The organism is Promicromonospora sp. CA-289599 (genome assembly GCF_050936155.1).
Classification (GTDB): Bacteria; Actinomycetota; Actinomycetes; order Actinomycetales; family Cellulomonadaceae; genus Promicromonospora.
Window position 1 is genome coordinate 4,456,955 of the sequence record NZ_JBNJNI010000001.1, and the last position, 21,871, is coordinate 4,478,825.

The window sequence follows — 21,871 nt, forward strand, 5'->3', positions numbered from 1 at the left end:
GGACCGACCTCGGGTACTGGTCGCTCGGTGTCGCCGGGTCCCGGGGTGGGTACGGCAGAAGGGAGTTCCGGCATGACGACAGCCTGGGAGAACAAGATCCTCACCTACAAGCTCGCCTGGAAGGGGTTCGACTACCAGCAGATCGAAGAGGACCTCAACGGCTACGGCCGTGATGGTTGGGAGGTGGTGCAGACCATCGTTCCCAGCGTCGGCGCCGGCCAGTCACTCGAGATCGCCGTGCTGATCAAGCGACCCGTGGGCGGGTGACGACGATGACCAGCTGGAACGATCGACGCCTCTCGCGACGAGTGAAGCCCGGCGACGGGCGTCCCCTGCGACCTTTCCGCTGGTGGCACCTGCTGAGGCGTTCGGTACTCTCCATCTCCCTGCCGGCCGGTGGGCGGATGGTCGTGCACAGCGTCGAGGTCATGCACGGCGGTGACCTCAACACGGGCGAGGTGATGGCGCGGCTCTACCGTGACGGCCGGCTCGACGCGGAGTCGCGCGTGCCGGCGCGCTTTCCCGTCGAGGGCGGCGTCATCGAGGTCCGGACGAGCGAGGCGGGTATGCGCCGCTGCGCGTTCGTCGCCGACGACGGCAGCGAGCATCGGCTCGTACCTGACCCGGCGTCGGCCGAGGGGCGCCGAATGCGCTTCGCGCGGGAGCACCCCGGGGCCAGCCGTCTGATCGGTGCCGTGTCGGTCCTCGTGCTGCTCATCGGCGTCGGAGTGAATCTGCTGCAGCTCGCCGAACCGATCTCGCAGATCCCGCCGGTCGCGGAGGCGATCGGCACCTTCGAGTCGCCGGTGAACCTTCCGCTGTGGCTCAACATCTCGCTCGGCGTCGCGGCCGCGGTCGGTGCGACCGAGCGTGCCCTCAGGATGCGCTACCACTGGTTGCTCGACAGCGGCGCCGGCACCTGACCGATGTGTGGGCAGGACCAGCCCCGATGACGGGCGGTCAACGAGCCGGAGGAGCGCCGACGTTCACAGGACTGCCGCGAGCTGTTCCAGCGCAGCGAGCGGGTCGGGACCGGCAGGTATGAGCACGTTCGACGTCACTCCCGCCGCGGCCAGGTCGTCGATCCGCGCACGGACCTGGTCAGGGGAGCCGGCGAGCGCGAGCTGCTGCACCCACGGCGCGGGCAGTCGCTCGACGAACTCCTGACGCGTGGCGCAGCCGGCACGCAGCGCGGCGAACTCCGCCGCGAACGGCAGCGGAGCAAGGTGCGGCGCCCAGTCCGGTTCCCCGATCCACTCGAGGCCCGGCCGCGCTGTGGCGACAGCCACGTCCGGGTCCGGATCGACGGCGGCGATGTTGTACGCGACGACCCGGTGCGCGCCCTGGGCCGCGATCTGCTCACGTGCCGCGACCACGTACTCGGGTGTGACCGGCTCCGCCAGGACCGTCCCGTCCGCCACCTGGCCAGACGTCGCGAGCGACCGCGGTCCACGGACGCCGAGCACGAGCGGCGGCACGGTCTCGGGCAACGACGACGGCTCCAGCCGGACGCCCTCGAGACGAGCACCCGCGACCGTGCCGTCCAGGGTGTCTCCAGCGAGGAGCGCACGCAGCCCTTCCGTGTACTCGCTCAGGAACGTCAGCGGCCGCTCCGGCCAGCACCCGGCCTGGCGCATCCAGCCGGGCATGCCGTGCCCGATCCCGACCACCGCCCTCCCGGGGAAGAGCTGAGCCAGCGTCGCGATCTCCATCGCCGCGAAAGCGATGTTGCGCGACGCCGCGGGCAGGATCCCGATGCCGACGGCGATGCGCTCGGTGCTGGCGAGCACCGCCGCGGCCTGCGAGAGGCCGCCACGGAAGCCGAGGTCCTCCACGACCCACAGCTCGTCGAACCCGATGCGCTCGGCCGCTCGGGCGTAGTCCAGTACCTGGTGCGCGGGCAGGTCACGCGGCAGCATCACACCGATGCTCGCTGTCGAAGTCATGGCTGATGCCTATCAGAACGCTTGTATGTGGACAAAGCCCATCGACAGGCACGGCGAGGGTCAGGGTTCACCCCCAGTCCGTGACCGCCGAAGGTGGGCCCGTGGGTTGACGACCGGCGGGAATCAGGCCGCTTGGATGGGAGCCATGAGCACAACCACTGCACTCGCAGCGGCTCCGCAGGTAGCAACGCGGCAGCGCTGGCACTTCATCGACTCGCTGCGCGGGTTCGCCGTCCTTGGGATCCTGCTGGTCAACGCGATCGACATCATCAGCCCCGGGATGGACCGCATCTTGGCGGGCGGTGCCATCGTCCCGGACCCGGTGAAGGACGCGCTGTACCTCACCGTCCAGACCCGGTTCGTGCCGATCTTCGTCTTCCTGTTCGGCATGAGCCTCTGGATAGTGCTCGACGGCGCCCGCGCCCGGTCCCCACGCCCAGGCCTGGTGCTGGTCCGCCGGCTGCTCGGGCTCGCGGCCATCGGCGGGCTCCTCATGCTGGTCTACCCCGGCAACGTGCTCCTGGAGTACGCAGTCGTCGGCCTGCTGATGTTGCCCGTCGTCTACCTCGCGCCGCGCTGGGTGACCCTCGGGGCCGGCGTCGCGCTCACGGGCGTGGCCTACGCGATGTTCGGCGGTGGCCTTGTCGCCACGCCCGGTCTCGTCCTGCTCGGCGCGGGTGCTGCGGCCTTCGGTCTGCCGCGCGTCCTGGAGACGTCGCGCAAGACGGTCGCCATCGCGTTCGCCGTCGCCGCAGTGCTGACCGTGCCCGCCCTGGTGTGGCAGGTGACGGCCGCTCCCGGCGACCCGCGGTTCACGAACCCGGGCGGTATCGCGGGCCTGGTCATGGCCGTGCTGTACGTGACGGGCCTGGCGCTGCTGTGGCACACGCCCGCGCGGCGGGTGGTCGCCGCGGTGTTCGAGCCGCTGGGCCGGATGGCGCTGACGAACTACGTCGGGGCCGCGGTCGTGATGGCTCTGGTCGCGCAGCTGTGGGACTTCGGCCAGCTGACCAGCGTGGCGCCTGTCGTCGTGCTCTCGCTCGTGGTGATCGCCGTGCAGTCCGTGCTGAGCCGCCTCTGGCTCGAGCACTTCGTCTACGGTCCCGTCGAGTGGCTGTGGCGCAGCGTCACCTGGCTGCGGCCCGCGGCGTTCCGCTCATCGGGCATGGTGCACTCCTAGGGTGAGCATGCTGATCTGTACCCATCCGCTCGAAGGAGAGAAACGGTATGCACCTGGCCGCCACCGCAGGCGTCGCACGGAGCCGGTTCCAGGCGTGGACCGCGCCGCTCGCGCCGTCCGGGGCGATCACCGCCACTGACGGGCGCCTGGTCGCCGGGCCGAGGTACCTCAGCAGGGACGGCCGCCCGGTGATCCCCGTCTCCGGCGAGCTCCACTTCTCCCGGGTACCCCGCTCCGACTGGGACCGCAGGCTCCGGCTCATGCGCGCGGGCGGCGTGACGGCGGTCTCGACCTACGTCATCTGGATCCATCACGAGGCCGAGCGGGGCGAGGTGTCGTTCGACGGCGGTCTCGACGTCGCCGCGTTCATCGACACGGCGCAGGCCGCGGGGCTGGACGTCGTCCTGCGCATCGGCCCCTGGGCCCACGGCGAGGTCCGCAACGGCGGCCTGCCCGACTGGGTGCAGGAGCTCGACGTCCGGCACCGCACCGACGACCCCGGCTATCTCGACGTCGTCCGTGAGTGGTTCGGCGCGCTCGGTGCTCACCTGGCGGGTCGCGTCCGGCCGGGCGGGCCCGTCGTCGCGGTGCAGATCGAGAACGAGCTCTACGACCAGCCCGGGCACATCAGGACCCTGATCGGTCTGGCCCGCGAGGCCGGGATCGAGGCGTCGATCTGGACCGCGACCGCCTGGGGCGGAGCCGAGCTGCCGGACGAGGTGCTCCCGCTCTACGGCGGGTACGGCGACGGGTTCTGGGTGCCGTCCGACCACCCGTGGGACGCCAGCTTCCGGGCGCACTACTTCTTCGGGCACGTCTGGGACGACCCCGGCATCGGCTCCGACCAGCGTGCGGACGCCGGCACGCTGCCGCCGACGACGACGTCCGAGCACCGCGGCCCGGCGGCGACCTGCGAGCTCGGGGGTGGCATGGCGGCGTCCTACCACCGACGGCCCGTGCTGCGGCCCGCGGACGTCGCGGCGATCGCCCACACCAAGATCGGCAACGGCTCGGTCTGGCAGGGCTACTACATGTACGCCGGCGGCAGCAACGTCTGGCGCGGCCCGGACCTGCAGGAATCGCTCGCCACCGGATACCCCAACGACCTCCCGGTGTTCGACTACGACTTCCACGCGCCGATCGGTGCGGCCGGTTCGAGGTCGCCGTCGTTCGACCTGCTGCGCGACCAGCACGCGTTCCTCACCGCGTTCGGTGACCGCGTGGCGACGATGTCGGCGTCGATGCCGGAGACGCAGCCCGCTGGCCTGGACGACACGAGCACGCTGCGGTGGGCGCTGCGCAGCGACGGCACCAGCGGGTTCGTGGTGATCGGGCAGCACCAGCCGTACGTCGAGATGCGGGACGCCGAGCCGACCCGGTTCGCCGTCGAGCTCACCGACCGGGTCGTCGAGCTCCCCGCCGCGCCGGTGACGATCCCCGCGGGCACGATGGCGCGCTGGCCCGTGGCGCTGCGCCTCGCGGGCGCACCCGAGATCGAGTGGGCGACGGCGTCGGCGGTCACGGTCCTCGACGGCGTTCGCGGTGCCGACGGCGCAGACCGGGTGACCCTCGTGCTCCGCGCGGACCGAGGCATCGACCCGGCGCTCGCGTTCACCGATCCCGAGGTGGACGTCGTCGCACGGACCGGAGCGGTCGCTCTCGCCGACGGGGCCTGGGCGGTCACGGCGGACGACTGCGCGCTGCTGGAGGTGCGCACCGCCGGGACGGCGCTCGACGTCCTCGTCCTCGGACCGGACCGGGCGGCCAGGACCTGGGTGCTCGACCGCGGCGGCCGCCGCACGCTGCTGGTCGCGGACGACGACCTCTGGACCGCGGCGGACGGGTCGCTCACCGCGCGGACGACCGGCACGACGGCGGGCGCGGTCGAGCGCTGGGAACCGGCGTCGGGCCAGTTCGTGCGGCTCGCCGGCCCCGGCGCCGAGCCGCGCTCGGGTGCGTGCGCCGTCGTCGTGGAACGCCCAGCCGGCGAGGCGCCCGCGAGCTACGGCGGCACGCGCACGCGCGGCGCGGCCCCGAGCCACGACCTCGTGCGCCGGACGGGCGCCGTCTGGACCGTCGAGCTGCCGTCGTGGACCGCGGAAGGGGGCGTCGACGCCGTCATCGACGCGGTGATCGACGTGGAGTGGGCGGGCGACGTGGCGCTGCTCGAGGTCGGCGGGACGGTCGTCGCCGACCGGTTCTGGGACGGCACACCGTGGCGCCTCGACCTCGGGACGCTCGGCCGCCTGCCGGCCGAGCTACGCCTCGTCGTGCTCCCGCTGCATCCGGACAACCCCGCCTGGCTGCCGGCGGCGGCCGAGGCGAGGCGGCGCGAGACCGACGGGCAGCTCGCGGCGCTCGACTCGATCGTCGTCACCGAGCGCATCACGTGGACGGCCGCACGTGACTAGTGCTTGACCTCAACAGGGAGGCTCGGGCGGACGGGGACCTCGTCGGTCCCGGCGATACCGCTCAGCACCTCCGCGGCGGCGAGCTCGTCGCGTGCGGCGAGCCGGTCGAAGCCGTCCACCGCCGGGTAGACGTAGCGGCCCAGCGTCCCGACGAGGATCGCGCCGACCACGAGCACGCCCATCAGGACCGGGATGACCGGGTCGTAGGAGCCGAGCTGGTCGTAGCCCAGCCCGAGGAGCAGCGGCCCGACGGCGCTGCCGAGGATGAACATGGCCTGGACCGGGCCGATGATCTGGCCGAAGTTGCGCATGCCGAGGTACCGGGTGATGAGCAGGGCGAGCAGGTCACCCTCGATGCCGAACGCGATGCCGATGAACGCGACCGCGAGGGCGGCGGTGGAGAAGGGCGGCTCGAGGAAGAACATCCCGGCGATGGGGGCGAGGATGACGATCGGTCCGACGACCGAGCCGTGGACCCGGTCGATGACGATGCCGCCGACGACGCGGCCCACGAGCGACGCCAGGCCGAAGACGACGAGCAGCTGGCCCGCCTGACCGTTGCTCAGTCCGCGGTCGGTCATCATCGGTACGAGATGGACCTGGAGCCCGATGATCACGACGCCGACCATGCCCAGGCCGAGCGCGATGCCCCAGAACTGGCGGGTGCGCAGCGCCTGGCCGAAGGTCAGGCCGGGGAGCTCCAGGCTGACGTCGCGGTCTCCGACGTGCGTCTCCTGGACGAGTCGCCCGCGCACGTGCCGCTCGGCGCGCCCCCGGACGAACAGGGTGACCATCGTGACGGACACGAGGCCGGCGATCAGCGCCATGTAGCCGTAGGTCTGCCGCCAGCCGACGCTCTCGATGAGCGCTCCGGCCAGCACCGGGCCCAGCGCGGCGCCGAGGCCGATGATGCCCGTGACGATGCCGACGGCCAGCGCGCGGTTGTTGTCGAACCAGCTCACGACGACCCGGGTCGCGGGGATCGCGGTGCCGCCCCCGAAGAACCCGACGAAGAAGCACGGGACGAAGTAGACGGCCTCGACGGGCGGGACCAGGCCGATGGCGGCCATCGAGGCGGCGAACAGCACGAAGCTCGGCACGAGGACGTACCGGGCGGCGTACCGGTCCACGAGCCGGCTGACGAGAACCAGGCCGATGACCATGCCGACGGCCGCGACCGAGTACGCGCCGGTGACGGTCGTGCGGCTGAACCCGGTGTCCTCGACGATCGGCAGGACGAAGAGGCCGGTGGTGGCCAGGTACATCGGGGGGCCGACGGCGTTGGCCGTGCCTGCGCCGATGACCACCCACCAGGGGTTTCGGCGTCGGACGGCGGGCGTGGTGGAAGAACTCACAGGGCTGCTCCTGGGACTCGGCTGTCGGGACTCGTGGATCTCGGCCGTGCGGTTGGATCTCGGCCGCGCGGTCAGGTGGTCACGAAGGAGGCCTTGGTCAGCTCCTCGGAGACCTGCCAGACACGGGCGGCGTCGGTGAGGCTGCGCAGCGGCCGGTGCATCCGCTGCTCGGCCGGCGCGCCGCCGAGGGTGCCGGGGCCGCTGGGCCCGTACAGGGCGCCGGGCTTGGCAGCCGGGTCGGTCGCTGCCATGAGCGCGGGCATACCGGCGGTCTCGGCGGTGCCCAGCAGGATGCCGTGCTCGGAGAGCCAGCGGATCCGCCGGATGTGCGGGGTGTCCTCGCCGCGGCCCAGCTCGGGGCGGGCGGCCAGCAGGCTGGTGGGCGCGACACCGGGGTGCGAGAGGTTGCTCGTGATACCCCAGTCGTTGGCCCTGCTGCGGCGCTCCAGCTCCAGGCCGAACAGTCCGACCGCGATCTTGGACTGGCGGTAGGCGCGCATGACGTCGTACGAACGCTCCCAGTTCAGGTCGGCCCAGTTGATGGCGCCGCTGGCCGAGGCGACGCTGACCTGGGAGGTCACCCGTGCCCGCCCCGCTCGCAGCAGGGGCAGCAGGTGGGCGACGAGGGCGAAGTGGCCCAGGTGGTTGGTGCCGAGCTGCACCTCGAACCCGTCGACCGTGGTCAGCCGCTGCGGCGGGCGCATCACACCCGCGTTGTTGATCAGCAGATGGATCGGCTCTCCCTCCGCGCCAAGGGTGTCGCCCAGGGCCGCGACGGACTCCAGCGAGGCGAGGTCGAGGCTGCGCAGCGAGACCTTCGCCCCGGGGGCGGCCCGGTTGATCCTGGCGATCGCGGCCTCGCCCTTGGCCTGGTTGCGCACGGGCATGATGACCTCGGCACCCGCGGCGGCCAGGCGGCCGGCCATGCCCAGGCCCATGCCGTCGCTGGCTCCGGTGACCAGCACACGCTTGCCGGTCAGGTCAGGGATGGTGATGTCGATCGGTGTGCGTGGCATCGCTCTGCTCCTTGGCATCGTCGCGGGCCGTTCGTCGGCCATGGCACTGATCCTTGGCGGACGACACAGACCTATCCAGGGCCTCCCGATCACAGGCTCGCGAGGTCACGGCTCTGCTCGGCAGGGGGTGGGCCGGGCGGTAGAGGGGGATCGCCGGGCCGTGGCTACCACGCTCCGCACGGGATACAAACGACGTAGTACTTCAAGAAGAAGGGGAGCGTCATGATCGATCGCACCGGGCTGGCGAGCTTCCTGCGCCATCGCCGTGAGGCACTGCAGCCGGAGGACGTCGGCATGCCGCGCGGGCAGCGCCGCCGGACCAGCGGGCTACGACGCGAGGAGGTCGCCACGCTGTGCAACATGTCGGCCGACTACTACTCGCGCCTGGAGCGCGAGCGCGGACCCCAGCCGTCGCAGCAGATGCTCGCCTCGATCGCGCAGGGCCTGCACCTGTCGATCGACGAGCGCGACCACCTGTTCCGCCTGGCCGGGCACAACCCGCCGCCCCGGGGCAGCTCCAGCGAGCACATCAGCCCCGGGCTGCTGCGCATCCTCGACCGGCTGGAGGACACGCCCGCCGAGATCGTCACCGAGCTGGGCGAGACCCTGCGGCAGACGCCGATGGGCGTCGCCCTGACCGGCGACACGACCCGGTTCACCGGGCCGGCCCGCAGCACGGGCTACCGGTGGTTCACGGACCCCACCGCACGGGACCGCTACGCCCCGGAGGAGCACGCGTTCCTGACCCGGATGTACACCGCCGGGCTGCGCGGTCTCGTCACCCTCCGCGGCCCCGACTCCCGTGCCGCCTACCTGGCCGACCTGCTCCTGAACAGCAGCGAGGAGTTCCGGCAGGTGTGGGACGAGCACGAGATCGGGATCCGTCCGCACGAGGTCAAGCACTTCGTCCACCCCGAGGTCGGCGCCCTGGAGCTCAACTGTCAGCGGCTGGTCGACCCGGACCAGGCCCACGCCCTGATGGTCTACACCGCAGTCCCCGGCACCGAGAGCTACGAGAAGCTGCAGGTCCTGGCCGTCATCGGCGCACAGACGCTGAGCTGAACCCCACCCGAACCGGTGGCGATCCGGACTCCACATCTCGGCCGCGGGCGGCGTCTTAAGGGGGTACGCACATCCCCACAACTGGAGGTCCACGTGACCAGCACCCCCAGCACGCCCCGCACCGCCCGCTCCAAGACCCTCCGCCTCACCGCGATCGGCGTAGCGGCCACCGGCCTGTGCCTCGGCGGCGCCGGGATGGTCGCCACGGCCAACCCGGCCTCGGCCTTCGGCCAGGCGGTCGGCACCGCCGTGCACGCCGCCGGCGTCGACTGGTCCGACATGCCCGCCGGCTACACCCAGGCGCAGTACGAGGCCTTCTGGGCCGCCGAGTACAGCGGCGAGGACCTCGCCGAGCTGCAGGACCTCTGGTCGCTCGGGGAGACCGAGACCAAGTCCCGCGCCGGCCAGATGCTCCTGGACGGCGAGGCGCTCCCGTTCGAGCCCGGCACGCACACCACCCCCGAGCTCCCGGCGGACGAGCAGGCGGCGATCGCCGCGTTCTTCGACGCCGGATACTCGTCCGAGGACGTCGAGGCGCTCAACGACCTGTGGGACACCGAGCACGTCGAGACGAAGGCCCGCGCCGGCCAGCTGATCCTGGACGGCGAAGAGCTGCCCATCGGCCCCGCCGCGGGCTGATCCTGTGCGCCCGGCACCGCTGACGACTCGCCAGGAGGCGACCATCAACACCCTCACGTCGCGTATCGGCTTCGAGATCGAGCTGCTCGCACCCGCCGGCTCCGACCGGCAGGCGCTCGCGGACGCCCTTGCGGCCCGGAGCGGCGGCCGGGTGCACCGGTCGTTCCATACCGACAGCGAGCCGTCACCGGTGCCGGGCGTCGGGGTGTTCCGGCACCTGTCGCCCGCGTTCGACGTGGTCGACAGCGTCGGCGCCCCGGTGGGACGGCTCGTCGACGACATCACCATCGTGTCCGACCTCGCCGGTGCGACCACCCGCGGCCACCGCGGCTGGTACCGCGTGCTGTGCGACGAGCCGCGCCTGCTGCGCCTGATCGAGCGGCGCACGGACCCCTCCGCCGCCCTGCCCGACGTCCTGGCCCCCGTCGCCGAGCTGTTCGGCACCCAGGTCGAGCTGAAGGGCGGGGCGGCGCGGGTGAACGACGCGACGGGCGCCACCATCGCCGTCGCGATGCCGCTGCCCGCCGGACGCGAGCGACCCTGCGAGGTGGTCACCCCGCCGATCACCGAGGGCCACTGGCGGCATCTCGACGACCTGCTCGCTCCCGCGCGGGCCCTCGGGTTCACGGTTCCCGCAGAGGCCGCGGTCCACCTGCACCTCGACGGCGCGGCCTTCCGGCGGACGGCGTCGTTCGCCAACCTGGTCCGGCTGTTCGGGTACTGGCGCGAACCCCTGTGGGAGGCACTGGGCACCAACGGGGCGTGCCGACGGCTGGCGCCCCTGCCCGCCGAGCTGCTCCCGCTCGTGGAGCGGGACGGCCTGTCCTGGGCGGAGCTGGTTACCGCCGCACGCGGGGTCGGCCTGACGAAGTACGCCGACGTCAACCTCACGCAGCTCGTCGCCCCGCAACCGGTCCGCGACACGGTTGAGGTGCGCGTCCTGCCCGGTGCGCTGGACGCGTCCGACATCGTCCCGAGGGCGGCGCTCGTCGAGCGCCTGCTGCGGCGGTGCCTCGACGACGCCCCGGTCCCGGGGCCCGACGGCGGGGCGGCGCACGACCCGGTGGGCGCCCTGCTCGAGCTGGCGTCGAGGGGTGCCGCTCGATGACGATCTGGGTGGAGTCCTCCGGACCTGCGAGCGCGCCCACCCCTCGGGTAGGCGCGCCGGTGCGCGGCGCCGACGAGAGCGGCCCGGCCGGAACCCTCGACGAGCTGGTGCGGACGCAGCTGCCGGGCCTGGTCCGCTACGCGACGGTGCTCGTCGGGGACCAGCACACCGCCGCCGACCTGGTCCAGGAGGTGCTGCTGCGGGCGCACCAGCGCTGGCGGCGGATCGCCCTGACGGATCGCCCGGACCTGTACCTGAGGCGCATGGTCACCAACGAGCACCTGTCGTGGCGGCGGCGCTGGCACGTGCGCATGATCCGGCCCACCGCCGACGACGCCCTGGTCAGCCATGCGGGTACCGGAGGGGACCACGCGGAGCACCTCGCCCAGGAGGACGCCATGTGGCACCGTCTGGAACAGCTGCCGCCGCGCCAGCGCACGGTGCTCGTGCTGCGGTACTACGAAGGGCTGGCGGACGCCGAGATCGCGACGGTGCTCGGCACGTCGTCGGCCACCGTCCGTTCGCACGCCTCGCGCGCCCTGACCACGCTCCGGAACACCGACCCGAACCACCTGGAGACGCGATGACCAAGGACCGTCCCGCCGGTACGCCGGCGCCCGGACCCCGGCCGGGGGGCAGTGACCAGCACGACGACCTCACCGAGCTGGTCGCCGCCGCCCTGCGTTCTCGTGAGCCCGACGCCGCTGCCACCGCCGCCACCGCACAGCGCGTCGCGGCCCGGATCGAGGCGGCCGACGGCCGGAGCGGCGTCGTGACGCCGTTCGCCCGGCGCGCCGGCACGATCGCGGTCACCGGCGTCATCGCGTCGGCCCTCGGCGTGGTCGGTGCGGGTGCCGCCGCCGCGGCCAACCCCTTCTCAGGCTTCGCCGTAGCGGTCGACGGGGTCGCGCAGGCGGTGGGCGTCGAGTGGTCCGCCATGCCCGACGGCTACACGCGCGAGCAGCACGACGCGTTCTGGGGCGCCGAGTACTCGGCGGAGGACCTGGAGGCGCTCCGTGACCTGTGGAACGTCGACGCGCTGGCGGCCAAGGCCCGCGCCGGCCAGATGATCCTCGACGGTGAGACCGTCCCTGTGGCGCCGTCCGGTCCCGTCGAGGACGTGCCCTACCCGGGGCCGGAGGAACAGGACGCCCTCCGGGAGGCCGGGGTCACGTGGGAGGACGCCCAGCAGCTCGCCGAGCTGTGGCAGATCGGTACGTACGAGGCGAAGGCGCGCGCCGGTGACATGCTGCTCCGGGGCGAGGAGCTCCCGCTGCCCTGACCCGGGCGACGGTTCGCGAGCGGTGATTCCGGCCGACCGGCGGGGTGACAGCACCCTCCGGTCGGCCGGGCCGCCTAAGCGATCGAGGTGGCGGCCGACACCGGGACCGTCGTCGAGATCTCGAAGTCGAAGTAGGTGTCGGGGAAGGGCTCGTCCCGCAGGGTGTAGTGCCACCACTCGTTGTCGTAGCGGTCGAACCCGCTCTCCTCCATGACCGTGCAGAGCGTCTGCCGGTTCCCGGCCTCAAGGTCGGGAACGCCCGCGGCTCCGTGGTGCGAGACCGGATCCATCAGGTCGTGGTCACCACCCATGCTCGCGAGCTCGCCGCTGTCGAGGTGAAAGAGCGTCAGGTCGACGGTGCTGCCCCGGGTGTGGCCGGACCTGGCCGCGACATAGCCCCGCGAGAACATCTCGTCCCGGGGGATGTTCGGGTAGTGGCGCTGCTTGGTCCGGCCGTCCTCCGGCTGCCGCGACCACTGCAGGAAGCGGTCGACGGCCCGCTGCGGCCGGTACCCGTCCCAGATCAGCAGCCCGAACCCGAGCGACCGGGCATGCTCCTGCGCGCGCTCGAGAGCCGCGCAGAGGGCCTTGGTGCCCACCACCCGGTTCGCGAGGTAGCCGTCGACCGGCCTGCCGGTGAAGTTGTCCCAGGTGGCGTACTTGGCATCCCAGCGGATGCCCGGGACGAGCTCGTCGATGAAGGCGAACTCGCCGTTCATCGTGCGGTCTGCAGCGCCAGCGGCACCAGGCGGTCGATCACCTCGGAGAGCGGCAGCCCGGCCGCGGCCATCATCCGGGGGTAGCGGCTGTACGACGTCAGGCCGGGCAGGGTGTTGACCTCGTTGAGGATCACCTGTCCGTCGTCGGTCAGGAACGTGTCGACGCGGGCCAGGCCCTTGCATCCCAGGGCGCGGTAGATGGCCTTGGCGGTCTCCTGGACGAGCGTGCGCTCCTCGTCCGTGATGTCGGCGGGGACGATGAAGGTCGAGTTCTCCGAGCCGGTCTCGGGCGACTTCTCCTGGTGGATCCGGAAGAAACCGTGCGAGAGGTCGACGCGGTCCACCTCACCCGTGAACAGGTCGGGGTCGTTGCCCAGGACGGCGCAGCCGACCTCGCGACCGACCACGGCCCCCTCGATCAGGATCTTCGAGTCGTACTGGCGAGCGTCCGCCAGCGCGGCGGCCAGCTCGTCCGGGCCGGTGACCTTGCTGACACCGAACGAGGAGCCGGAACGGGCGGGCTTCACGAAGACGGGGTAGGTGAGCTCGTCGGCGTCGACGGCCTCGTCACCCTGGACGATCTTGAGGTCCGGCGTCCGGATCCCCGCGGCCTGGACGACCGTGTAGGTGAGGGACTTGTCGATGCACACCACGGAGGCCTGGACGTCGCAGCCGACGTAGGGGATGCCGGCGAGCTCCAGCAGGCCCTGGACGGCGCCGTCCTCACCCAGCTGGCCGTGGAGCACGGGGAAGACCACGTCGAGCCGGATCGCCTCGTACGCACCCTGCTCGAGCACGAGCAGACCGTGGACGCTCCGGTCGGGCGACAGCGTGACCGGACGCGAGCCGGCGTCCTCCCAGCCCTCCCCGGGACCGTCGCAGAGCCGCCAGTCGCCCTTTGTCGTAATGCCGATCCAGAACGGCTCGTACTTCTCGGTGTCGAGGCTCTTCGCGACCTCCCGCGCGGACTTCACGGAGATCGGGTGCTCCTCGGAGAGGCCCCCGAACAGGATTCCGACATTGAGCTTGGACATGCAGTTTCTCGCTCTCGTAGTTTCAGGCGGTCGAGCAGGGTGAGTGGTTCAGATTGCTATGTGGTTCAAGCAGTTGATCAGGCTGTTCTCGACGGTGTCCGCCAGCGCGTGATCCGTGAAGTAGGCCGTGTGCGGCGTGATGACGACGTTCGGCAGCCCGTGCAGCCGCGCGAGCGCGCCGTCGTCGAGGGGCTTGTGCCGGCGGTCCGCGTAGAAGACCCCCTCCTCACCCTCGACGACGTCCAGCGCGGCACCACCCAGGTGCCCGCTCTCCAGCGCCTCGAGCAGAGCCTCGGTGTGCAGGAGCGGCCCCCGGCCGGTGTTGATGACGTAGGCGCCGGGCTTCAGCTGCGCGATGCGCCGCCGGTCGAGGAGGTGGTGCGTCGCCGCAGTCAGGGGGGTGTGCAGGGTGACGATGTCGCTCTCGCGGAACAGGTCGTCGAGGGGCACGTGGTCGTCCGAGGTCGCGGCGCGGGTGTCGTAGGCCAGGATGCGGCACCCGAAGCCGCGCAGGCGGTCGATGACCGCCGTGCCGATGCGCCCGGTCCCGACGACCCCGATGGTCAGGTCGCGCAGCTCCCGGCCGCGCGTCTCGCTCAGGCGGTAGTCGTGGGCCTCGACGCGGAGCAGCACGGACTTCAGCTGGCGCACGGCCATCAGCATCAGCATCAGCGTGTAGTCGGCGACGCTGTCGGGGGAGTAGGCGACGTTGCCCACCGTGATCCCGACGCTCTTCGCGTACGGCACGTCGATGTGGTTGTAGCCGACGCTCCGCGTGGAGATGTACTCGACCCCGACCTTGCTCAGCGCGAGCAGCGTGGGATTGGTGATCTGCGTCTTGTGGCCGACGCTGACGCAGCTGTTGCCGAGGGCAAGGTCCGCGGTCTCCTCCGTCAGCGCGGCATCGATGATCGTGGGCACCACGTCGAAGCGGGGCGCCATCGTCCGGAACAGGGCTGCCTCGTCTGCTCCGCAGCCGTAGACCGTGATTCCCGTCATCGAGACGGTGGGCGAGGCGGACGTCCCTGACCGGACGTCGGAGGTCATCGCCGGTGCGGGTCCGCTGGAGCTCGTTCGACCAGTCAAGAGAGCGTCGTGTGGCCGGGGCGTATCGCTTTGTGCATACCCGGATGGTACCGGCCGTCCGGCTACCTGTGGACATCTCGCACCCTGTCCGGCTAGCGTTCCGCCCATGACGTCGCACCTGACAAGCCAGGACTGGTGGCCCGCCGAATAGGCGAGCCGCGACGCATCCACACACGTCCACGACCGCCTCGCCCCGAGGCGGTCGTTCGTGTTTTCCACGAGGCCGCGGACCGGGGCGGGCACCCCGAACCGAGAGGCCCCGCATGTCCGCCAGCCGTAGCTCCGCCAGCATCGACCACCCCCTTCTCGACCGTGTACTGGCCTCCGACGGCACGCTCCCGTTCGCGCTCCTGCGGCGTGAGGGCAGCCTCGAGGTCGAGGTGCTGGTCGGCGACGTCGTCGACGTCGACCTCCTGGGCGACATCCCGCTCGACGGTGCGCCGGTGCTCGCCGTCGTCCCCTTCCGCCAGGCGGTCGAGCGTGGCTTCACCGTGCACGACGACGGCGCCCCGCTGCGCTGCATCGTCGCCCGCGAGTCGGAGCGGGTCTCGTTGGCCGACGCCATCGCCCTCCTCCCGCTCGAGCCCGTCGCCGCCGAGCCGCTCGGCTTCGACATCCCCGACGACGAGTACGCGGGCATCGTGCGCCGCGTCATCGACGACGAGATCGGGCAGGGCGCGGGCGCCAACTTCGTCGTGATGCGCCGCTTCGAGGCGCGCACCTCCGCCGCGCCCGTGAGCACGCTCACGTCGTGGTTCCGTGCGCTGCTGACGCACGAGGTCGGCTCGTACTGGACCTTCGCGGTGCACGCCCCGGCGTCCGACGGCGAGGCGCTGTCCCTGGCGGGCGCCACGCCCGAGCGGCACCTGACCCTGCGCGACGGCGTCGCCCGGATGAACCCGATCAGCGGCACCTACCGCCACCCCGTGACGGGCCCCACGCGCGACGGCGTCCTCGAGTTCCTGCGCGACACCAAGGAGAACGAGGAGCTCTTCATGGTGGTCGACGAGGAGATGAAGATGATGAGCGCGCTCTGCCCGGACGGCGGGCGCATCGTCGGCCCCTACCTCAAGCAGATGGCTCGCCTCAGCCACACCGAGTACCTGCTGGAGGGCCGGACCGACCTCGACCCCCGCGAGGCGCTGCGCCAGACGATGTTCGCGCCGACCGTCACCGGGTCGCCCATGGAGAACGCCTGCACGGTGATCACCCGCCACGAGTCGCGCCCGCGCGGCTACTACTCGGGGTTCCTCGCCCTGTTCGAGCCGGAGCCTGCTGTCGCCGGGCCCGGCTTCGCTGCTCCTTCGGCGGATGGCCCCGTGACCTACTCGCTCGACGCCCCGATCCTCATCCGCACCGCCTATCTGCACGACGGCGGCCTGGTGTCCGTCCCGGCGGGAGCGACCCTCGTGCGCCACTCCGTCCCCGAGCACGAGGTCGCGGAGACGCGGGCCAAGGCGTCCGGCGTGCTGACCTCGCTCGGGCTCGTACCGCGCGGCGCCGGGCCCGACGTCGCCGTCGACCTGAACGCGCAGCCCGGTGTCGCCGAGGCGCTCGCCGCCCGCAACAGCCAGCTCGCCGAGTTCTGGGTGCGCCCGCAGGACGCCTCCCACACCGCCACGACGGCGGTCCTGACCGGTCCGAACGTCCTGATCGTCGACCACGAGGACCAGTTCACGACGATGCTCGCGCACCAGCTGCGCCACCTCGGCATGAACACGCGCATGGTCCGGTGGGACGCCGACTACGACGTCCTCGCGGACGACCTCGTCGTGCTCGGCCCCGGGCCGGGCGACCCGCGCGATCACGAGGACCCACGCATCGCCTCCATCGCGCGGCGCATCCACGAGCGGGTCGCCGCGGGCCGGCCGCTGCTCGCGGTCTGCCTCAGCCACCAGGTCCTCGCGGGCCTCGCCGGCTTCCCGATCCGCCCGCTCCCCGCTCCCCGCCAGGGCGTGCGGCTCGACGCCGACGTGTTCGGCAGCACGGCCGCCGTCGGCTACTACAACACCTTCGGCGCGCACGTCACCACCACCAGTGCCGCCGACGACGGTCCCGTGCCCCGGCTCGCCCTGGAACCGTCCTTCGACGCGGACGGCGTGCTCACCGCGCTGCGCGGTCCGCGTGTCGCCTCGGTCCAGGGCCACCTGGAGTCGGTGCTCTCGTCCGACGGCCTCACGGTCCTCGACGCCCTCACCCGGCACGTCCTGGGTGTCCCGGCGGAGCCGCGGCAGCTGATCCCATCTGACTGACTCGGCGTACCGGGTACCGCCAGTCAGCGCGCTGGTCGGACTGCGGATCTGACTCGGCGTACCTGGTACGCCGAGTCAGTTCCGTAGGCACCATCCCGAAACACGCTAGGTCAGTCTTCGGTCAGGCCGAGGCCCTCGGCGACGTCGGACAGCGAACCGGTCGGCGCCGACGGGCTCGGCGACGTCTCCGGCGTCGTCGGCTGCTGGCTGGGTTCCGACGGGCTGGGTTCCGACGGGCTGGGTTCCGGCGCGGGGGGCTCCTGGCCGGGATCCGAGGGAACCGGGGTCGGCGATGGAGCGGGCGACGGGATCGGTGACGGGACCGGTGATGGAACCGGTGACGGAACCGGGCCGGTCGGGGGAGTCGTCGGCTTCGGCGCCGGCTTGCTCGGCGTGGGCTTGGGCTTCGGCTCGCTCGGGCTCGGCTTCGGCTTGGGCTTCGCGGCGGGCTTGGCCGGCTTCTTCGCCGGCGGCTTGGTGCTCGGCTCGTCCTTCGGCTTCGTCGGCCGCTGCCTGGCCTCGGAGTCGCGAGAGTCGTCCTTCGGCCGGCGATCGGCCGCCGGCTCGGAACGCGAACCGGTGTTCCCGGAGGAGCTCGACGCGAAGGTCGGGCCCCACGTGTCGACGTCGGACGGGTCGACCGCACGGTCGGGAACCGGACCGGCCGCGAAGAACTCGAAGTGCCACGGCTCGGGCTTCGCTCCGCCCAGCCGGGCCCACGACGGGTTGTCCCACCCGTAGTCCGGACCGTGTATCCGCAGCCAGGCGTACTCCGGGGACGTGCCGCCCGAGATCGGGTCGCTGAGATCCACCGCGAGGCCCCAGCCATGGTTGGAGGTGCCCGGCACCGCGGCCAGGTGCGGCTTCGAGCCGGCGAGGCTGATCTGCTCCACGTAGGTGCGGTAGGAGTCGGTGATCGGGATCGGGTAGCCGAACTTCCGCTCGAACCTCTTGTTCAGCACGGTCAGCCGTTCCGCGGCGTCACAGCGCAGCATGTGCCCCGGCGCGAACTCCAGGTCGCAGAGCACCGCTGCGGGGATCCGGCCGTTGGCATAGCCGACCGTCGAGTCGCCGAACACCGCGACCACGTCGTGCAGGTTCGAGCGCAGCGAGGAGCCCTGACGCCCCGAACCGCCCGCGAGCAGCGGAGAGCCCTCGAACCGGTCAGTTCGCTGCACGTCCACGGAAGCGTCCGGCATCGACTGGTCCAGCATGCCCGCGAGCCGCATGGCCGCGACCATCACCTCGTCATAGGTCACGTGGCCGGTCTCCGGGCCCACCCCGTGCGGCTCGCCCTCCCGGGCCGGCTCGCTCTCCGCGTGGGAGTGGCCCTCCGCGGCGCGCACGTAGGACACGGCAACGGCCGACAGGACCTCCTGCTGTGCCGGCTCCTCGACGTCCTGGCTCTTCTCGGCGCCCTTCTTCGTGGTGGCGCGCGCGACCGGCGCGTCCTCGACGCGCAGGCCCCCGTTCTGTTCGACGGACGGCTGCTGCTGCGCCTGATAGGTCGTGTACAGCATCCCGAGCTCGGCAGCGGCCTGTGCGATCGTCGGGCTGAGGTCCGGACCCTGCTCCCGCGCCAGCTTCTCGACCCGCTCCAGGAGCGCCACGATCTGCTCCACGCTCACGTTCGTGGGGACGGCCCGGACGACCGGCTCGGCTCTGAGCCGTGCGCGGTGCTCGGCGGGTTGCTCGGCGGAACGTTCGCCATCAGCGGAGGACAGCTGCCCGGGTGGAACATTCGCCGAGACGGTGAAGAGCAGACCCCCCGCAGTCACTGTGGCGACAATGCCGGCCCAGCCAGTGCGCACCCATCTTCTGTTGAAACATCTCTTGTGGAAGAAACTGTGAGAAACCGGTCCGGATACGGGCATAGCGAAATTCTTCGCCTCGTCCTTCACACGTCGCTCCCTCGGTTGGTGCGTTCGTTCGTGGTGCGTGCTGCTCGGATCTGTCCACGGCGGTTAAAGGATCTCTTGGGGGCCGTTAAAGGAGTATCACGAGTTGGGTTGACGCACGAGGTGAAGCTCTGCGGCAGTTGCTCTTCCGGTCGCGGAGACACGGGCCCGCCGTAGGCTTTCTCTGGCATTGCCCATTGAAAGTCATGGGAGTTTCCTGAAAAGGAGCGAGCGTGGATCCAGAGGACGGGCCCTGGGCGGGCGGCTGGCCGGCAGGATCATCGGGGCAGGCACCGGACCAGGGTGGTGGGGGGCTGGACCGCGTGGTTCATGGCCGGGACCGGGAGCTGCGACTCATCGAGGCGTTCGTGACCGGTCTTGATCCCACGACTTTGGTCGTGAGCGGTCTCAGCGGTATCGGCAAGAGCACCACGGTGCTGGCCGCGTTGCACCGGCTCGGCGCACAGGCTTCGGCGGTGCGGCTCGTGCGGTCGTGCGCGTCACGTCCGTACGCCCAGGCGCTGTCCGGCCGGCTGCACCTCGACCTGTCGTCTCTCTCGGTGCCGGTCGGAGCAGGGCCGCTCGGAGCAGCGCCGCTCGGAGCAAGGCCGGTCGGACCTGTGCCGCTCGGAGCAGGTTCGCACGGGCCGGGGTACGAGCTCGACGCGGCAGGCCTCCTGGACGCGGTGGGCTCCGCCGTCGGACCGAGGAGCACGGGCCCCCGGATACTGTTCGTCGACGACCTGGACGTGCTCTCGGTCGGCCGGGCCGCCTGGTTGCAACAGCTCGGGGACCTGGCCTACGAGCGTGGCTGGCGCGTCCTCGCCGCGGCCCGGCACGTTCCGGTAGGCCCGCTGCCCGACGACGTGGAGGTGCTCGACCTCGGACCGCTCGACGCCCGGTCGCTGCGTCTGCTGCTGGACGCCGTGCTGCGGACACCGCTGGCCGCCGACGTCGCGGAACGGCTGCACTGGTGGAGCTCGGGCAACCCGCGGATCGCCCTCGAGCTCGCCGACGGGCTCAGCCCCGCGCAGCGCCGTGGCGACGTGCTCTGGCCGGGGCCGGACGGCGTCGGGCCGGTGGCCCGGCGGACCTTCCGGGTACTGCGCGGCGGGCTCGACGCCACCGCGACGTCCCGACTCGCGAACCATCCGGTCCTGGCGGCGGCCGGCGTGCTGGACCGCACGATCGACGACTCCGCGCAGTGGAGCGTCGGGCTCGGCACCATCTCGGTCCCGCCAGGACCCGGCGACGTGAACCGGCTGGCCGCGCGCTACCCGCTGCTCGCGCTGCTGTGCCGGGAGCAGGGCCGCGCTGCGGCCGACGCCGGACCAGCCGACGCCGGACCAGCCACGGACGGCGACCGACCGACCTTCCCGGTCGCCGCCACTCTCGCCGAGGTGATCCTCAACGGGCTGCACCTCGACGCCGTCGAGGGACTCTCCCCGGGCGAGCGGGAACCACGTGCGGCGGCCCGTGCGGTCGGCCTCACGCTTCTGAGCGGGGCGACCTGGGCAGACGACCGCGTCCGCTGGTGGACGCCGTCCACGGTCGGCCCGGAGTGGACGGATCATCTGTGGTGGCACGGGACGACCGCCGTCGAACCCGCGCAGAGTGCCGCCGGAGAACGCGCGGCCGCCGCGCTGATCCAGCTCGAACGCACCGGCTGCCTGGCCGATCCTGCCGGTCTCCGCGCGGACCTCGAGGTGATCGGGTCCACGCGACGTCTGGACTGGGTGGGCGTCTGCCTCCAGGTGCGGGCCCGGCTGCTGCTGGGTGACGCGGCCGGAGCCCGTCGGCTCCTGGACGGCGAGTCGGGCACGTCCTCCGGCAGGACCGTCGCGGAGGTCGTGGCACGGCATCTCGCCGCCGCCAGGGTCGCGATGTTCGAGGGGTGCGCGGCCGACGTCCGGCAGTGTCTTGCGCGGGTGACCGACCTTCGCCCGAGCGTCGCGGACTGGCTCCCGGTCCAAGGACTGCGTGCCGCCGCGGACGCCATGCTCGACGGCAGGGCGCCCACCAGCTCGGTGCCGCTGTCGGCCGAGGCGTGGTCGACCAGAGCGCTCGGCGAGTTCGCCGTCGACCTCGGCACGGGACATCTCGCCGTCGGGCAGGCCGAACGGGCCGCGGAGCTCCTGGCCCTCGGGCTGGAACGTTGCCAGTGGCCCTACCGAGGCCGGGTCCAGGCCCGGGCCGACCTCGTCGAGGCGGTCCTGGCCTCGAGAGGCGTCCATGGCGACGTGCCCCGGTCGGCGCTCGCCGACCCGCCGATCGAGCCCCAGGAACGGGCCGGCGCGGACACCGGTGCGGCCTACACCCGGCTGCAGGCCATGCTGGCGGACGCGGGTACGCGGGTGGACGGCGTCGAGGACTGGCTGCCTGCCTCGCACCTGGTCTCGCCATGGCAGCGGCTGCGGTCGCTCGTCGCCTACGGACGCTACTGCCTGGCCCACGGGGACCGGGCGGCCTCCGAGCCTGCTCTGACGGAAGGCCGGGTGCTCGCCCGGCTGGCCGGCACGCCCGGCTGGCGCAAGGCGATCGACGTGTGCCGCGCCGGATTCGGCACCTCGGACGGTCCCGGCTGGGCTCGGCTGAGCGCGAACGATCGCGAGTTCGTCCGCCTGGCGCTCCGCGGTGTGACCAATGCGCGCATCGCGGAGGCGGCTTACGTCTCCGAGCGCACTGTCGCCAATCGCCTGCGCCAGATCTATGTGCTCCTGCGGGTGCGGGACCGCAAGGAATTGATGGAGCTGGCCGAGGTGGACCCGCCCGGCTGGCTCGCCGGTAACGGCTGAGGTATTTTTCACCCGCTCCTTTTCTGGCTCTTTCGTCGATTGATGGGTCAGTGACCGAAATTCCCCGTCCTTTGTGCTCCGAGTTGTC

At 72.0% G+C, this 21,871-nt stretch carries 18 protein-coding genes; 11 read left to right on the top strand and 7 right to left on the bottom strand.

Annotated elements, in window-relative coordinates:
* The first annotated feature begins 72 nt into the window (after positions 1-72).
* Together ACQEVI_RS19870 and ACQEVI_RS19875 are read left to right on the top strand one after the other, a co-directional pair.
* A complete protein-coding gene (locus ACQEVI_RS19870) occupies positions 73-267 on the top strand; it encodes a DUF4177 domain-containing protein (protein ID WP_432901953.1) in 195 nt (64 codons plus the stop codon).
* Positions 268-404: 137 nt separating this feature from the next.
* Positions 405-923, top strand: coding sequence for a hypothetical protein (locus ACQEVI_RS19875; RefSeq protein WP_432901955.1), 519 nt, complete (start codon positions 405-407; stop codon positions 921-923).
* 63 nt (positions 924-986) lie between these two features.
* Here ACQEVI_RS19875 and ACQEVI_RS19880 read toward each other — a convergent pair whose 3' ends face one another.
* On the bottom strand, positions 987-1,946 hold the full coding sequence (locus tag ACQEVI_RS19880) for an LLM class flavin-dependent oxidoreductase (RefSeq protein WP_432901957.1): 960 nt from the start codon (positions 1,944-1,946) through the stop codon (positions 987-989).
* A gap of 145 nt (positions 1,947-2,091) precedes the next feature.
* On the opposite strand from ACQEVI_RS19880, the gene ACQEVI_RS19885 reads away from it, so the two are divergent.
* Positions 2,092-3,126, top strand: coding sequence for a DUF418 domain-containing protein (locus tag ACQEVI_RS19885; protein WP_432901959.1), 1,035 nt, complete (start codon positions 2,092-2,094; stop codon positions 3,124-3,126).
* Positions 3,127-3,173: 47 nt separating this feature from the next.
* Positions 3,174-5,537 (top strand): beta-galactosidase, encoded by a 2,364-nt coding sequence (locus ACQEVI_RS19890; RefSeq protein WP_432901961.1) that lies wholly within the window; start codon positions 3,174-3,176, stop codon positions 5,535-5,537.
* Here ACQEVI_RS19890 and ACQEVI_RS19895 read toward each other — a convergent pair.
* Both ACQEVI_RS19895 and ACQEVI_RS19900 read right to left on the bottom strand, forming a co-directional pair.
* Positions 5,534-6,892 (bottom strand): MFS transporter, encoded by a 1,359-nt coding sequence (locus tag ACQEVI_RS19895; RefSeq protein ID WP_432901963.1) that lies wholly within the window; start codon positions 6,890-6,892, stop codon positions 5,534-5,536. The genes ACQEVI_RS19890 and ACQEVI_RS19895 overlap by 4 nt on opposite strands.
* A 71-nt stretch (positions 6,893-6,963) precedes the next feature.
* Positions 6,964-7,908 carry an SDR family oxidoreductase gene (locus ACQEVI_RS19900; protein ID WP_432901965.1) on the bottom strand — a complete coding sequence of 315 codons (945 nt, stop codon included), beginning with the start codon at positions 7,906-7,908 and terminating at the stop codon, positions 6,964-6,966.
* 222 nt (positions 7,909-8,130) lie between these two features.
* On the opposite strand from ACQEVI_RS19900, the gene ACQEVI_RS19905 reads away from it, so the two are divergent.
* The 5 genes from ACQEVI_RS19905 (at position 8,131) to ACQEVI_RS19925 (ending at position 11,999) form a co-directional block, all read left to right on the top strand.
* Complete coding sequence (locus ACQEVI_RS19905; protein ID WP_432901967.1) at positions 8,131-8,970, top strand: helix-turn-helix transcriptional regulator; 840 nt, start codon at positions 8,131-8,133, stop codon at positions 8,968-8,970.
* 93 nt (positions 8,971-9,063) lie between these two features.
* Positions 9,064-9,609 (top strand): hypothetical protein, encoded by a 546-nt coding sequence (locus ACQEVI_RS19910; protein WP_432901969.1) that lies wholly within the window; start codon positions 9,064-9,066, stop codon positions 9,607-9,609.
* A 4-nt stretch (positions 9,610-9,613) separates the two neighbouring features.
* Complete coding sequence (locus ACQEVI_RS19915; RefSeq protein WP_432901971.1) at positions 9,614-10,717, top strand: amidoligase family protein; 1,104 nt, start codon at positions 9,614-9,616, stop codon at positions 10,715-10,717.
* Positions 10,714-11,304 carry a SigE family RNA polymerase sigma factor gene (locus tag ACQEVI_RS19920; protein WP_432901973.1) on the top strand — a complete coding sequence of 197 codons (591 nt, stop codon included), beginning with the start codon at positions 10,714-10,716 and terminating at the stop codon, positions 11,302-11,304. The genes ACQEVI_RS19915 and ACQEVI_RS19920 overlap by 4 nt, the downstream gene beginning before the upstream one ends.
* Positions 11,301-11,999 (top strand): hypothetical protein, encoded by a 699-nt coding sequence (locus ACQEVI_RS19925; RefSeq protein WP_432901975.1) that lies wholly within the window; start codon positions 11,301-11,303, stop codon positions 11,997-11,999. Before ACQEVI_RS19920 ends, ACQEVI_RS19925 begins: the two co-directional genes overlap by 4 nt.
* 74 nt (positions 12,000-12,073) lie before the next feature.
* On the opposite strand, the gene vanX is transcribed toward ACQEVI_RS19925, so the two are convergent.
* Genes vanX through ACQEVI_RS19940 form a run of 3 tightly spaced genes read right to left on the bottom strand, consistent with a single transcriptional unit; the run spans position 12,074 to position 14,799 of the window.
* Positions 12,074-12,718, bottom strand: a complete 645-nt coding sequence (gene vanX / locus ACQEVI_RS19930; RefSeq protein ID WP_432901977.1) for a D-Ala-D-Ala dipeptidase VanX — start codon at positions 12,716-12,718, stop codon at positions 12,074-12,076.
* Positions 12,715-13,752, bottom strand: a complete 1,038-nt coding sequence (gene vanA / locus ACQEVI_RS19935) for a D-alanine--(R)-lactate ligase (protein ID WP_432901979.1) — start codon at positions 13,750-13,752, stop codon at positions 12,715-12,717. Before vanA ends, vanX begins: the two co-directional genes overlap by 4 nt.
* A 48-nt stretch (positions 13,753-13,800) precedes the next feature.
* Positions 13,801-14,799, bottom strand: a complete 999-nt coding sequence (locus tag ACQEVI_RS19940; RefSeq protein WP_432901981.1) for a D-isomer specific 2-hydroxyacid dehydrogenase family protein — start codon at positions 14,797-14,799, stop codon at positions 13,801-13,803.
* 302 nt (positions 14,800-15,101) lie between these two features.
* Between ACQEVI_RS19940 and ACQEVI_RS19945 the strand changes: the two genes are divergently transcribed.
* The gene (locus tag ACQEVI_RS19945; RefSeq protein WP_432901983.1) at positions 15,102-17,090 is read left to right on the top strand and encodes an anthranilate synthase family protein; all 1,989 of its coding nucleotides are present in this window, start codon (positions 15,102-15,104) and stop codon (positions 17,088-17,090) included.
* Positions 17,091-17,200: 110 nt separating this feature from the next.
* Here the strand turns inward: ACQEVI_RS19945 and ACQEVI_RS19950 are convergent, their stop codons facing one another.
* Positions 17,201-18,868, bottom strand: a complete 1,668-nt coding sequence (locus ACQEVI_RS19950) for a M15 family metallopeptidase (protein WP_432901985.1) — start codon at positions 18,866-18,868, stop codon at positions 17,201-17,203.
* A gap of 353 nt (positions 18,869-19,221) precedes the next feature.
* On the opposite strand from ACQEVI_RS19950, the gene ACQEVI_RS19955 reads away from it, so the two are divergent.
* Positions 19,222-21,783, top strand: a complete 2,562-nt coding sequence (locus ACQEVI_RS19955; protein ID WP_432901987.1) for a helix-turn-helix transcriptional regulator — start codon at positions 19,222-19,224, stop codon at positions 21,781-21,783.
* Positions 21,784-21,871: the final 88 nt, after the last annotated feature.

Coding starts and splice junctions, on each gene's coding strand:
- ACQEVI_RS19945 (WP_432901983.1), top strand. CDS start 15,102: ATGTCCGCCAGCCGTAGCTCCGCCAGCATCGACCACCCCCTTCTCGAC.
- ACQEVI_RS19880 (WP_432901957.1), bottom strand. CDS start 1,946: ATGACTTCGACAGCGAGCATCGGTGTGATGCTGCCGCGTGACCTGCCC.
- ACQEVI_RS19890 (WP_432901961.1), top strand. CDS start 3,174: ATGCACCTGGCCGCCACCGCAGGCGTCGCACGGAGCCGGTTCCAGGCG.
- ACQEVI_RS19905 (WP_432901967.1), top strand. CDS start 8,131: ATGATCGATCGCACCGGGCTGGCGAGCTTCCTGCGCCATCGCCGTGAG.
- ACQEVI_RS19925 (WP_432901975.1), top strand. CDS start 11,301: ATGACCAAGGACCGTCCCGCCGGTACGCCGGCGCCCGGACCCCGGCCG.
- ACQEVI_RS19900 (WP_432901965.1), bottom strand. CDS start 7,908: ATGCCACGCACACCGATCGACATCACCATCCCTGACCTGACCGGCAAG.
- ACQEVI_RS19885 (WP_432901959.1), top strand. CDS start 2,092: ATGAGCACAACCACTGCACTCGCAGCGGCTCCGCAGGTAGCAACGCGG.
- vanA (WP_432901979.1), bottom strand. CDS start 13,752: ATGTCCAAGCTCAATGTCGGAATCCTGTTCGGGGGCCTCTCCGAGGAG.
- ACQEVI_RS19920 (WP_432901973.1), top strand. CDS start 10,714: ATGACGATCTGGGTGGAGTCCTCCGGACCTGCGAGCGCGCCCACCCCT.
- ACQEVI_RS19940 (WP_432901981.1), bottom strand. CDS start 14,799: ATGACCTCCGACGTCCGGTCAGGGACGTCCGCCTCGCCCACCGTCTCG.
- vanX (WP_432901977.1), bottom strand. CDS start 12,718: ATGAACGGCGAGTTCGCCTTCATCGACGAGCTCGTCCCGGGCATCCGC.
- ACQEVI_RS19870 (WP_432901953.1), top strand. CDS start 73: ATGACGACAGCCTGGGAGAACAAGATCCTCACCTACAAGCTCGCCTGG.
- ACQEVI_RS19875 (WP_432901955.1), top strand. CDS start 405: ATGGTCGTGCACAGCGTCGAGGTCATGCACGGCGGTGACCTCAACACG.